Origin of the sequence: Burkholderia sp. 4NA327C6 (assembly GCF_005502655.1) — a bacterium.
Taxonomy (GTDB): domain Bacteria; phylum Pseudomonadota; class Gammaproteobacteria; order Burkholderiales; family Burkholderiaceae; genus Burkholderia; species Burkholderia contaminans.
Genome location: NZ_SCNZ01000037.1, coordinates 46,732 through 60,026 on the forward strand (window position 1 = coordinate 46,732; position 13,295 = coordinate 60,026).

10 protein-coding genes are annotated in these 13,295 nt (G+C 70.3%); 6 read left to right on the forward strand and 4 right to left on the reverse strand.

Going from position 1 to position 13,295, the window contains the following annotated elements:
* Positions 1-27: 27 nt before the first annotated feature.
* Entirely contained in the window at positions 28-1,278 is a 1,251-nt protein-coding gene (gene kynU / locus FFS49_RS29880; protein ID WP_095146094.1) for a kynureninase, read from the forward strand.
* A gap of 79 nt (positions 1,279-1,357) precedes the next feature.
* A complete protein-coding gene (kynA, locus tag FFS49_RS29885; protein ID WP_071334996.1) occupies positions 1,358-2,290 on the forward strand; it encodes a tryptophan 2,3-dioxygenase in 933 nt (310 codons plus the stop codon).
* Between the two features lie 30 nt (positions 2,291-2,320).
* Here kynA and FFS49_RS29890 read toward each other — a convergent pair whose 3' ends face one another.
* The 4 genes from FFS49_RS29890 to mdlC form a co-directional block, all read right to left on the reverse strand.
* A complete protein-coding gene (locus FFS49_RS29890; protein WP_105818807.1) occupies positions 2,321-3,718 on the reverse strand; it encodes an MFS transporter in 1,398 nt (465 codons plus the stop codon).
* A 266-nt stretch (positions 3,719-3,984) separates the two neighbouring features.
* The gene (locus tag FFS49_RS29895; RefSeq protein ID WP_105818808.1) at positions 3,985-4,929 is read right to left on the reverse strand and encodes a 2-dehydropantoate 2-reductase; all 945 of its coding nucleotides are present in this window, start codon (positions 4,927-4,929) and stop codon (positions 3,985-3,987) included.
* A 14-nt stretch (positions 4,930-4,943) separates the two neighbouring features.
* Positions 4,944-6,395 carry an aldehyde dehydrogenase gene (locus tag FFS49_RS29900; protein ID WP_105818809.1) on the reverse strand — a complete coding sequence of 484 codons (1,452 nt, stop codon included), beginning with the start codon at positions 6,393-6,395 and terminating at the stop codon, positions 4,944-4,946.
* A gap of 38 nt (positions 6,396-6,433) precedes the next feature.
* Positions 6,434-8,041 (reverse strand): benzoylformate decarboxylase, encoded by a 1,608-nt coding sequence (mdlC, locus tag FFS49_RS29905; RefSeq protein ID WP_105818810.1) that lies wholly within the window; start codon positions 8,039-8,041, stop codon positions 6,434-6,436.
* A 99-nt stretch (positions 8,042-8,140) separates the two neighbouring features.
* Between mdlC and FFS49_RS29910 the strand changes: the two genes are divergently transcribed.
* The 4 genes from FFS49_RS29910 (at position 8,141) to FFS49_RS29925 (ending at position 13,264) form a co-directional block, all read left to right on the forward strand.
* Entirely contained in the window at positions 8,141-9,052 is a 912-nt protein-coding gene (locus FFS49_RS29910; RefSeq protein ID WP_171026857.1) for a LysR family transcriptional regulator, read from the forward strand.
* A 193-nt stretch (positions 9,053-9,245) separates the two neighbouring features.
* Positions 9,246-10,640, forward strand: coding sequence for a D-arabinitol 4-dehydrogenase (gene dalD, locus FFS49_RS29915; protein ID WP_039368361.1), 1,395 nt, complete (start codon positions 9,246-9,248; stop codon positions 10,638-10,640).
* 83 nt (positions 10,641-10,723) lie between these two features.
* Positions 10,724-12,205, forward strand: a complete 1,482-nt coding sequence (gene xylB / locus FFS49_RS29920) for a xylulokinase (protein WP_105818812.1) — start codon at positions 10,724-10,726, stop codon at positions 12,203-12,205.
* Positions 12,206-12,262: 57 nt separating this feature from the next.
* The gene (locus FFS49_RS29925) at positions 12,263-13,264 is read left to right on the forward strand and encodes a sugar-binding transcriptional regulator (protein WP_105818813.1); all 1,002 of its coding nucleotides are present in this window, start codon (positions 12,263-12,265) and stop codon (positions 13,262-13,264) included.
* Positions 13,265-13,295: the final 31 nt, after the last annotated feature.

Here is a 13,295-nt window from a genome sequence, read left to right on the forward strand (position 1 = left end):
CCCGACCTACGACCTCACATCATGATGATCAAGACCCGTGAAGACGCGCTCGCGCTCGACCGCGACGATGCGCTCGCCCCGCTGCGCGACCAGTTCTCCCTGCCCGACGGCGTGATCTACCTCGACGGCAACTCGCTCGGCGCGCAGCCGCGCGCATCGGCCGCCCGCGCGCTGCAGGTGATCGACGCCGAATGGGGCGAAGGCCTGATCCGCAGCTGGAACACGGCCGGCTGGTTCGCGCTGCCGCGCCGTCTCGGCGACAAGCTCGCGACGCTGATCGGCGGCGCGCCCGGCGAGACGGTCGTGACCGATACGATCTCGATCAACCTGTTCAAGCTGCTGTCGGCGATGGTGCGCCACCAGGCCGAGCGCGCGCCCGAACGCCGCGTGATCGTGTCGGAACGCTCGAACTTCCCGACCGACCTGTATATCGCGCAGGGGCTGATCGAGCAGCTCGGCGGCGACTACGAACTGCGCCTGATCGACGACCCGGCCGACCTGCCCGGCGCGCTCGGCGCGGACACGGCCGTCGCAATGATCACGCACGTGAACTACCGCACCGGCTACATGCACGACATGCCGGCCGTCACGCAACTCGTGCACGACGCCGGCGGGCTGATGCTGTGGGATCTCGCGCACTCGGCCGGCGCGGTGCCGGTCGACCTGAACGGCGCACGCGCGGACGGCGCGGTCGGCTGCACGTACAAGTACCTGAACGGCGGCCCCGGTTCGCCCGCCTTCGTGTGGGTGCCGCATCGTCATCACGCGCACTTCTCGCAGCCGCTGTCCGGCTGGTGGGGCCACCGCGCACCGTTCGCGATGCAGCCCGGCTTCGCGCCCGATCCGGGCATCGCACGCTTCCTGTGCGGCACGCAGCCGATCGTGTCGATGTCGATGGTCGAATGCGGGCTCGACGTGTTCCTGCAGACCGACATGCACGCGATCCGCCGCAAGTCGCTCGCGCTGACCGACGCGTTCATCGCGCTCGTCGAAGCACGCTGCGCGGGCCTGTCGCTGAAGCTCGTCACGCCGCGCGCGCATCACCAGCGCGGCTCGCAGGCGAGCTTCGAGCATCCACACGGCTACGAAGTGATGCAGGCGCTGATCGCGCGCGGCGTGATCGGCGACTACCGTGAGCCGTACGTGCTGCGCTTCGGTTTCACACCGCTCTATACGCGCTTCGCCGACGTGTGGGATGCCGTCGAGACGCTGCGCGACATCCTCGCCACCGATGCGTGGAAGGCGCCCGAGTTCGCCGAGCGCGGCGCGGTGACCTGATCGGCCTTGCCCGGCGCGCGCGAGCCGCGCGCCGCGCCCCCGTCATTCAAATCTGGAGAGAGTCGTGAATTCTGGTCATATGCAGCCACCCGGCGGCGACGCGCCGGCGGGCTGCCCGTTCTCGGGCGCACGCGCCGCGCATTCGTCACAAGCGGCCCCGGCCGCGCACGAAGCATCGCACGTGCCCGGCGATGCCGGCTGGCACAACGCGCAGCTCGATTTCTCGAAATCGATGAGCTACGGCGACTACCTGTCGCTGAATTCGATCCTCGACGCGCAGCATCCGCTGTCGCCCGATCACAACGAGATGCTGTTCATCATCCAGCATCAGACGAGCGAGCTGTGGATGAAGCTCGCGCTGTTCGAGCTGCGCGGCGCCCTCGACGCGGTGCGCACCGACGCGCTGCCGCCCGCGTTCAAGATGCTCGCCCGCGTGTCGCGCATCCTCGAGCAACTGGTGCAGGCGTGGAACGTGCTGTCGACGATGACGCCGTCCGAATATTCGGCGATGCGCCCGTATCTCGGGCAATCATCGGGTTTCCAGTCTTATCAGTACCGGCAACTCGAATTCCTGCTCGGCAACAAGAACGTGCAGATGCTGCAGCCGCATGCGCACCGGCCCGACATCCTCGAACAGGTGCGTGCGACGCTCGAGGCGCCGTCGTTCTACGACGAAGTCGTGCGCCTGCTCGCGCGGCGCGGCTTCCCGATCGCGGCGGAGCGGCTCGAGCGCGACTGGACCCAGCCGACCCGGCACGACGAGACGGTCGAAGCCGCGTGGCTCGAGGTGTACCGTCACCCGCAGCAGCACTGGGAACTCTACGAGATGGCCGAGGAACTCGTCGATCTCGAGGATGCGTTCCGCCAGTGGCGCTTCCGTCACGTGACGACCGTCGAGCGCATCATCGGCTTCAAGCAGGGCACGGGCGGCACGAGCGGTGCGCCGTACCTGCGCAAGATGCTCGACGTCGTGCTGTTCCCAGAGCTCTGGCACGTGCGCACCACGCTGTAACGCACCACTCGCTCCCGGGCCCGCCCGCCGTCACGACGACGTGCGGGCCAGCTCCTCCCCTTCGCGCGGCTGCACGGCCGCGCGCGACAGCCGCGGGATATGCCGTCGCACGACGAGCAGCGCGACGCAGACAATCCCCATCGCGATCGCCAGCATCGTCAGATAGGCCGTGGCGCCGCCCGTGGTGATCACGATCGCGCCCGCGAACGCACTGAGGATCGCGCCGAGCCGGCCGAACGCGAGTGCGCTCGCGGTGCCCGTCGCGCGCACGGCCGTCGGGTAGATGTACGCACAGAGCGCGTACATCGTCGACTGCACCGCGTTGACGAACAGTCCGTGCAGGCCGAGCCCGACGATCAGCCAGCCCGTGTGGCGGCCCGCATCGACACCCATCAGCCACACCGCACTCGCCGCGCCGCCGATACTGCACAGCACGAGCGGCCAGCGCGACCCGGCACGCGCGATCGTCCACGCGCACAACAGCGCACCGATCACGCCGCCGAGGTTGTACGCGGTGAGCCCCGTCCCCGCGACCGACACGCTCAGCCCGCTCGCCGCCAGCATCGTCGGCAGCCAACTGAACGCCGCATACACGGCAAGCAGGCACATGAAGAACGCGCACCACAACGCGATCGTGTCGCGCGCCTGGCCGCTCGCGAACAGCGCGCCGAAGCCGCCGCGGCCGCCCGCCGTGCGTGCGTCCCTCATGTCGGTGAAGGCGGTGCCCGGCGCGACGGGCCGCTCCATCCGCGCGAGCAGCGCGCCGAGTTCCGGCCAGCGCGCGGGGCGCCGCGCGAGATAGCGCGGCGATTCGGGCAGCGCACGCACGAGCACGAAGCCGAGCACGAGCGGCAACGCGCCGCCCGCGAAGAACAGCCCGCGCCAGCCATAGCGCGGCAGCATCTCGTGCGCGAACAGGCCGGCCAGCATCCCGCCGAGCGGCACGCAGACGATCGTCGCGGTCACCATCATCGTGCGACGCCGCGCGGGCGTGTATTCGGCCGTCATCGTCGTGGCCGTCGGCAGCGCGCCGCCAATCCCGAGGCCTGCTACGAAGCGCAGCACCGCGATCGCGGTGACGTCCGGTGCGAAACCGATCGCGCAGGTCGCGATGCCGAACAGGAACACGCTGCCGATCACCGCCTGGCGGCGGCCGAAGCGGTCAGCGACGATCCCCGCGCACGCACTGCCGATGCCCATCCCGATCAGCCCGGCCGCCACCGCCGGCGCGAACGCGCCACGCGTGATGCCCCATTCGCGGATCAGCACCGGAATCGCGAAGCCGATCAGCTGGCCGTCGAAGCCGTCGAGCACGATCGCGAGCGCGGCGAGCAGCACCACGCAGCGCTGCATCGTCGTGAACGGCCCGTCGTCGAGCGTCGCGCCGATGTCGACGGACGGAGGCAGCAATCCGTCGCGCGTGCTCATGCGACCTCCCGTGTACCGCGCTTACGCGGCAACATGCGCGAGCGGCGCGCGGCAAGACAACGGCATTCGATGGCGTTCATGGCGTCTCCATTTGCCCGGGCTGGCGCGGTAGCGCGTGCCCGGATCTCGTGCTGCGCAGGCGGCCGGTGTCGACGCATCGGCGCCGGCTCCGGTGTCTCGTCCAACCCGTTGCGATCGGGCGCCGTCGCCTGCGCGCGACGCGCTCGTTTCGTCGTGCGGCGCAAGCCGCGCCGCCAGCCTGATGCTCAGTTCATCCGTGCGTCGATCAGCCGGACCAGCGCAAGCAGCGTCTCGGCGTGCGGTACCGCGACACCCGCTTCGCGCGCGGCCGCGACGACCTTGCCGCTGATCGCTTCGATTTCCGTGCGGCGGCCCGCGAGCACGTCCTGCAACATCGACGGGCGATGGCCGCGATGCGCGCCGATCGCATGCTCGACGTTGTGCGCGATACGTTCGCCGTCGACCGCGATGCCCTTCGCGTGGGCGACGGCGGCCACCTCGGCCGCGATCGCGAGCGCGAGCCGCGGCCCGTCGTGATGATTGCCGAGCTGGTCGACCGTGCAGCCCGTCGCCGCGCACAGTGTGTTGAGTGCCGCGTTGAACGCGACCTTCTCCCAGATCGCGGCCCATACGTCGGCGTCGAGCGTGCACGCGAGCCCCGCGCGCGACAGCGTTTCGGCCGCCGTCGCCGCGAACGGGCGCGCCGCGCCGTCGGCCGTCATCATGCGGATCGTGCCCGCGCCGTGCGAGCGCACGTGCGCCGGCCCCGCGGCGTCGGCCGGCCACGTCGTCACGCCGACCAGGATGCGTTCGAGCGGCACGAACGCATTCAGCGTCTCGACGTTGCCGAGCCCGTTCTGCAGCGTCAGCACGTGCGTGTCCTGCTCGAGCAGCGCGCGCACGCCGTCGAGTGCGGTACGCGTATGCAGCGATTTCGTGAAGACGATCAGCAAGTCGAACGATGCATCGGGCGATGCGGCCGCATCCGCATTCGCCACTTCCGGCCGCACGGCCTGCAACGTACGGATGCGTCGTTCACCACGATCGTCGTCGATGCGCAGTCCGTCGCGGCGAATCGCATCGAGGTGCGCGTCGTTCACGTCGATCAGCGTGACGGCCTCGCCGCTTTCGGCCAGCCGCCCGCCGAACAGCGAGCCCATCGCGCCGGCGCCCAGAATCGCAATCCTCATCGTCGTCGGCCTCGTCAGAACGGATAGTGGCGCGGTGCGGTCTGCACCGTGATCCAGCGCAGGTCCGTGAACGCCGCGATGCCTGCCTTGCCACCGAAGTGACCGAAGCCGCTGTCCTTCACGCCGCCGAACGGCATCTGCGCCTCGTCGTGCACGGTCGGGCCGTTCACGTGGCAGATGCCCGATTCGATGCGGGCCGCGACGCGCATCGCACGCGCGACGTCGCGGCTGAACACGGCCGACGACAACCCGAACGCGTTGTCGTTCGCGCAACGGATCGCGGCATCCTCGCCGTCGGCGCGCACGATACCCTTCACCGGGCCGAACGACTCCTCGGCATAGATGCGCATCGCCGGCGTCACGTGGTCGAGCAGCGTGGCCGGGAACAGCGTGCTGTCTGCGTTGCCGCCGCATACGAGCGTCGCGCCGTGCGCGAGCGCATCGTCGATCAGCGCGTTGCAGCGATCGACGGCCTTCGTGTCGATCAGCGAACCGAGTACGACGGGCCCTTGGCGAGGATCGCCGAGCGGCAGCGACGCGGCCTTGTCGGCGAGCTTCGCGACGAACGCATCGGCGATCGATGCGTCGACGACGATGCGTTCGGTCGACATGCAGATCTGCCCGGAATTCGCGAACGCGCCGAACGCGGCCGCCGCCACTGCGGCGTCGAGATCGGCATCGTCGAGCACGACGAACGGCGCCTTGCCGCCGAGCTCCAGCACCGACGGTTTCAGGTGACGCGCGCAGGCTTCGGCGACGATCCTGCCGACACGCGTCGAGCCCGTGAAATTCACGCGGCGCACGGCCGGATGCGCGATCAGTGCATCGACGATCGTGCCCGCATCCTCGGGCGCGTTCGTCACGAAATTGACGACACCCGGCGGCAGCCCGGCTTCCTGCAACGCCTCGACGATCAGACCGTGCGTGACGGGACACAGCTCCGAGCCCTTCAGCACGACCGTGTTGCCGCATGCGAGCGGCAGCGCGAGCGCGCGCGTCGCGAGGATCACCGGCGCATTCCACGGGGCGATGCCGAGCACGACGCCGGCCGGCTGCCGCACGCCCATCGCGAGCGAACCGGGCACGTCGGACGGGATCAGCTCGCCGCCGATTTGCGTGGTCAGCGACGCGGCTTCGACGAGCCCGCTCGCGGCGAGATGCACGTTGAAGCCGGCCCACAGCGCGGATGCGCCCGTCTCCGCCGCCATCGCGGCGACGAACTGCTCGTTCTTCGCTTCGAGCGCGGCGGCCGCCTTCAGCAGCAGCGCGCGGCGTGCGCCGGGGCCGAGCGCGGCCCAACCGGGAAACGCTCGGGCGGCCGCATCGGCCGCCGCGCGCGCATCGTCGACGGTGCATGCCGGCGCTTCGGACGCGACTTCGCCATCGAGCGGGTTGCGGCGCACGAAGGTCGCGCCGCTGGATGAATAGCGACGTTCGCCGCCGATCAGCATCGATACGGTTTGCATGGAATCTCCGGAAGGACGCGCGTCGCGCATCACGTAATTCAGGCAATCTCGACTTCGACGACGACCGGCGTCGCCGCACGCAGCGCGTCGGCCAGCGTGTCGCGCAGGTGCGTGGCCTCGCTCACGCGTATGCCGCGGCAGCCCATCCCTTGCGCGAGCGCGACGAAATCCAGGTCCGGCAGATCGGTGCCCTGCACGGGGTCGCCCGGACCGAAGCCGAACACCGGCGCGAAATCCTGCAGCGCCGCGTAGCGGCGATTGTTCAGGATCACGAACGTGATCGGCAACTTCAGTTGCGCGGCGCTCCACAGTGCCTGGATCGAATACAGGCTCGATCCGTCGCCGATCAGCCCGATCACGCGCCGGCCCGGCTGCGCGAGCGCGACGCCGACGGCGGCCGGCATCCCGTAGCCGAGCCCGCCGCTGTCCATCGTGTAGAACGTGCCGCTGCGCGTGAACGGCAGGTGTTCCTGCATCACGGGCCGCGCGCTCGGCGCTTCCTCGACGACGATGTCGTGCGCATCGCGCAGGTCGGCGAGCGTCTGCAGCGCGAACGCGACCGACATGCGCTCGCCGGCGGCCGGCGGTTCGACACGCGCACGCGGCGACCGCGGCGCGGGCATCGGCCGCTCGGGCGGCGCCGGGCGCGCGAGCAGGTCGCGCGCGGCGAGCCGCAGGTTGCCGACGACCGCATCGCCCGACGGCGTCCACGCGGCGATGCCCGGATCGTCGACGAGCTGCACGAGCGTCGCGCCCGGCGGCACGTGCGGGCCGAAGCCCTCGATGTGATAGGTGAACGCGGGCGCGCCGAACACGAACACGAGGTCGTGCCCGTCGAGCCGCGCGACGATCTTCTCGCGGATCGCGGGCAGGAAGCCGGCGAACAGCGGATGGTCCTCGGGGAAGCTGCAGCGCCCCGACATCGGCGCGACGTACACGCGCGCACGGTGCCGCTCGGCGAGCCGCACGACGTCGTCCCACGCGCCGGCGCGATCGACTGCCGCCCCGACCACGAACGCGGGTCGCCGCGCGGCGTCGAGCGTGTCGCCGAGCCGTGCGAGTGCGTCCGGATCGGGCCGCACGACGCTGCTGACGTCGCGGCGCGGCAGCCGATCGGCCGGCTGGTCCCAGTCATCGACCGGGATCGACACGAACACGGGGCCGCGCGGTTCCTGCATCGCGATGCGGTACGCACGCGAGATCGCGGCCGGCACGTCCTGCGCGCGCGCAGGCTCGATGCTCCATTTCACGTACGGCTTCGGCAGCTCGGCCGCCTGCGTCGCACCGAGAAACGGGTCGAACGGCAGGATCGCGCGCGCCTGCTGGCCCGCGGTGACGACCAGCGGCGTGCGATTCTTGAAGGCGGTGAAGAGATTGCCCATCGCGTTGCCGACGCCCGCCGCCGAATGCAGGTTGACGACCGCCGCATTACCGGTGGCCTGCGCGTGGCCGTCGGCCATCCCGACCACGACGGCTTCATGCAAGCCGAGCACGTAGCGGAAATCGTCCGGGAAGTCGCGGAACATCGGCAGCTCGGTCGAGCCGGGATTGCCGAACACGCGGTCGATGCCGAACTGGCGAAGCAGGTCGATCACCGCATCGCGAACGGTGACCGGTACGGCGGAAGGGGGCGTATGGCCGGACATGCTCGGGCGTCTCCTCGATGGCTTGGCGGTTTCCACAGTATCGAAGCGCAAGCCATTCTCGGATACTGTATTTTCTGCGATAAGCCATACCGCTCCGACATGACTTTCGATCTTCGACAATTGCGTGCCTTCACGACGATCGTCTCGTGCGGCAGCCTCGGCCGCGCCGCCGACGCGCTGCACGTCACGCAGCCGGCGCTGAGCCGGATCCTGAAACGGCTCGAGGACCAGATCGGCGCGCCCTTGTTCGAGCGCCACTCGAAGGGCGTGCAGCTCACCGCGTTCGGCGAGGCGCTGCTGCCGCACGCGACGCTGCTGCAGCACGAGGCCGAGCACGCGCGCGAGGAGCTCGACGCGATGCGCGGCTTCGCGAAAGGCACGATCAAGGTCGGCACGGTGGGCAGCATCGCGAGCCTCGTGCTGCCGGTCGCGGTGGGCCGTGTGCTCGACCGCTGGCCGAACCTGCGCGTCGAGATCATCGAAGGCGTGTGGGACCGGCTCGCGGAAGGGCTGAACAAGCACGAGATCGATCTCGCGCTGTCCGCGCACGGGCCCGACACCGACGAGATCGTCGCGATTCCCGAGTGCCGCTGGGAGGATCGCAGCCACATCGTTGCGGCGCCGCACCATCCGCTGCGCGCGCTCGGCCGCGCGCCGACGCTCGCCGACACGCTGCACGCGCGCTGGGCGATTCCGCCGCGCGGCACCGCACCGTTCGACCACATGCGCGCGACCTTCGACGCACACGGGCTCGCGCTGCCCGACATCGCGGTCGAGACGCGCTCGGTGACGACGCTGAAAAGCCTCGTCGCGCATGCCGGTTTCCTGAGCTGGATGGCCGAGCCGATGTACGGTGCCGAGCAGCGCGCCGGTACGATCGACACGCTGCCGGTGCACGAGGTCGTCGCGGTGCGCACGCTTACCGCGTTCCGGCGCCGCCACGGCATCCTGCCGGCGCCGGCCGGCAAGCTGCTCGAGGAGCTCGTCGCATTGACGCGCGAAGGACGCTGACGGCACTTTCCGCACCGGCCGCCCGTTCGCGCCCTCTCCGCCCTCGCCTCCCTCTCCGCCTGCCGCCGCAGCGCACCATCGAAATGCCGTTTCCCCGCCTTGACTTTCGCTCGCCCGAATACGATCATTCGCTCACACAAAGAGCAAATGATCGTATTCGACAGGACAGTCAGGCACGAAGAGGAGACACCGGATGACCGAATCGCCCTCCGCCCGCACGCCCGTGCTGCTGCACATCGGCGCGGGCTCGTTTCACCGCGCGCACCAGGCGTGGTATCTGCATCGCGTGAACGCGGCCGTCCCGGCCGACGAGCGCTGGTCGCTGACCGTCGGCAACATCCGCGACGACATGCACGCGACGATGGACGCACTCGCCGCGCAACACGGCGCCTACACGCTCGAAACGGTCACGCCGCAAGGCGAGCGCGCGTACGAGACGATCCGCGCGATCACGCGTGTGCTGCCGTGGTCGATCGACCTCGCCGCGCTGATCGACGCCGGCGCCGACCCGGCCTGCCGGATTGTGTCGTTCACCGTCACCGAAGGCGGCTACTACCTCGACGAACACAACCGGCTCGACCTCGCGAACGCCGATCTCGCGGCCGACCTGCAGGGCGCACGCACGACGCTGTACGGCGCGCTCGCCGCGCTGCTCGCCGAGCGCGTGACGCGCGGCGCGGGCCCGCTCACGCTGCAGAGCTGCGACAACCTGCGCAACAACGGCGCGCGCTTTCGCGCGGGGATGCGCGAATTCCTCGAGCGGCGCGGGCTGCTCGAGCTGCTCGCATGGTTCGATGCGAACGTCGCCACGCCGAGCGCGATGGTCGACCGCATCACGCCGCGCCCGACCGCCGACGTGCGCGAGCGCGTGCTGGCCGCCACCGGCTTCGACGACGCGTGCCCGGTGATGGGCGAATCGTTCATCCAGTGGGTGATCGAGGACCGCTTCGCGGCCGGCCGGCCGAAGTGGGAGCTGGCCGGCGCCGAACTCGTCGACGACGTGCACCCGTACGAGGAAGCGAAGATCCGCATCCTCAACGCGACGCACAGCTGCATCGCGTGGGCCGGCACGCTCGCGGGCCATACGTATATCCACGAAGGGACGCACGACGCGGCGATCCGCCGCTTCGCGCACGACTACGTGACGCAGGACGTGATCCCGTGCCTCACGCCGAGCCCGCTCGATCTCGCGCGCTACCGCGACGTCGTGCTCGAACGCTTCGGCAACCCGTACGTGCTCGACACGAACCAGCGCGTCGCGGCCGACGGCTTCTCGAAGATTCCCGGCTTCATCGCGCCGACGCTCGCCGAATCGTTCGCACGCGGCGCGGCGCCGGTCGCCACCGCCGTGCTGCCCGCGTTGTTCCTGCGCTTTCTCGAACGCTGGGCGCGCGGCGCGCTGCCGTACGTGTACCAGGACGGCGTGATGGACGAAAGCGCCGCGCGGGCGATCGTCCAGGCCGACGACCCGGTTGTCGCGCTCTGCGCCAGCCGCGCACTGTGGGGCTCGCTCGCCGGCAACGCGGCGCTGTTCGAGGCGCTGCGCGCCGGGCTCGCGCGGGTCGACGCATGGCTCGCGGCACGCTGACGCGCATCCGGGCGAACCTGCCTTGGCACGGGCCCGGCCGCGCGGCTAAAGTAGCGACTCCCCACTGACGGAACGGATCGCTCATGTATCTCGGCATCGACCTCGGCACCTCGGAAGTGAAGGTGCTGCTGCTCGCCCCGGACGGCACGGTCGTCGGCACCGCCGGCTCGCCGTTCACCGTGTCGCGGCCGCATCCGCGCTGGGCCGAACAGCATCCGGACGACTGGTGGCAAGGCACGCTCGCCGCGCTCGCGGCGCTGCGCGAACGGCACCGCGACGCGTTCGCGCAAGTGCGCGGCATCGGCCTGTCGGGCCAGATGCACGGCGCCGTGCTGCTCGGCCGCGACGATCGCGTGCTGCGCCCGGCGATCCTGTGGAACGACATGCGCAGCGCCGACGAATGCGCGCTGCTCACCGAACGCGCGCCCGATCTCCACGCACTGGCCGGCAACCTCGCGATGCCGGGCTTCACCGCGCCGAAATTGTTGTGGGTCGCGAAGCACGAACCCGACGTATTCGCGGCGACCGCCTGCGTGCTGATGCCGAAGGATTACCTGCGGTTCCGGCTGACCGGCGCGAAGGTGTCCGATCCGTCTGATGCGGCCGGCACGCTGTGGCTCGACGTCGCGCGCCGCGACTGGTCCGATGCGCTGCTCGCCGCATGCGGAATGACGCGTGACCAGATGCCCCGCATCGTCGAAGGCAACGCGCCATCCGGCACGCTGCGCGCGGACATCGCACGCGAACTCGGGCTGTCGGAAGCCGTCGTGGTGGCCGGCGGCGGCGGCGACAACGCGACGAGCGCGCTCGGTATCGGCGCGATCCACGCAGGCGACGGCTTCGTGTCGCTCGGCACGTCCGGCGTGCTGAGCGTGGTCGGCGATCGCTTCATGCCGAACCCCGCATCGGCCGTGCATGCGTTCTGCCATGCGATTCCCGATCGTTGGCAATTGATGAGCGTCGTGCTGTCGGCCGCGAGCTGCCTGCGCTGGGTCTGCAAGCTGACCGGCACCGACGAGCCCGCGCTGCTCGCCGAAGTCGAAGCACTCGACGCCGACGCGCTCGCGACGGCGCCGCTGTTCCTGCCCTACCTGTCCGGCGAGCGCACGCCGCACAACGATCCATACGCCCAGGGCGTGTTCTTCGGGATGACGCATGCGACCGAACGCGCGCACCTCGGCTACGCGGTGCTCGAAGGCGTGACGCTGGGCCTCGCCGACGGTCTGGACGCGCTGCATGCGGCCGGCGTCGAAACCGACCAGTTGTCGCTGATCGGCGGCGGCGCGCGCAGCGCGTTCTGGGCGCAGCTGATCGCCGATGCGCTGAACGTGCGCACGCGCCAGCACGGCGGCGGTGAAACCGGTGCGGCGCTCGGCGCGGCACGGCTCGGCTGGCTGGCCGTCGGCGGCGATCCGCATGCGGTGCTGGCGAAGCCCCCGGTGCGAGCCGAATACACGCCGAATGCGGCACGCCATGCGCGGCTGCGCGAACGCCTCGACGCATTCCGCGCGCTGTACCGCCACGTGCAACCGCTGTACGAACCGTCGCGCGCGCGGCTCGCGTAAGCGCCGCACGTCACGCGTGGCGGCCGTCGGCCGCGTGCGCGACATGCGGTACAGTGGATGCCGTCATGCGGCCCGCCCCCAGATCCGAACCGAATCGCTATCGTGTCCAAGTCCTCAGAAAAACTCGATCTCGCCACGCGTGCCGCGTGGCTCTACTACGTCGCGGGCGACACGCAGAACGAAATCGCGGAGAAGCTGCAGGTGTCGCGCCCGGTCGCGCAGCGCCTCGTCGCGTTCGCGGTCGAGAAGAACCTGATCCGCGTGCGCGTCGATCACCAGCTCGCCGACTGTCTCGATCTCGGCGCGCAGCTGTCGAAGCGCTACGGCCTCGCGATGTGCGAAGTCGTGCCCGTCGATGCCGACGCACCCGACGCGATCGACCGCAAGCTCGCGGTCGCCGGCGCGCAGGTGATGGAACGCTACCTGAACGAAACGCGGCCGATGGTGATCGCGGTCAGCAGCGGCCGGACGCTGAAGGCCGCGGTCGCGCAGATCGCGCAGATCGACCGCCCGCAGCACCGGCTCGTGTCGATGGTCGGTGCGATCGCCGCCGACGGTTCGTCGAATCGCTACGACGTCGCGCAGTACATCTCCGAGAAAACCGGCAGCAAGCACTTCCTGCTGCCCGCGCCGCTGTTCGCCGACAGCGACGCCGAGCGCGCGCAGTGGTGCAACCACCGGCTGTACCGGATCGTCGAGGCGCTGTCGGGCAAGGCCGACGTTGCGTTCGTCGGGATCGGCAACATCGGCCCGCACTGCCCGCTCTACGAGGACGGCTTCATCACCGAACAGGAACGCGACGAGATGACCGCGCTCGGCGCGGTGGCCGAATTGCTCGGCGTGCCGATCGACGCGCAGGGCACGCAGATCGCCGTGTCGACGAGCGCGCGCGTGACGAGCGTCGCGCTCGCGACGCCACCGAAGCGCCCGACGATCGCATTCGCCGGCGGCCCGAAGAAACGCGACGCGGTGATCGCCGCGCTGCGCGGCGGCTGGCTGTCGGGGCTCGTCACCGACGAAACCTGCGCACGCGCCGCGCTCGACGCGAAAGCGGCCTGACGCCGCGCACGGCGCACGGCGCACCGCGCGC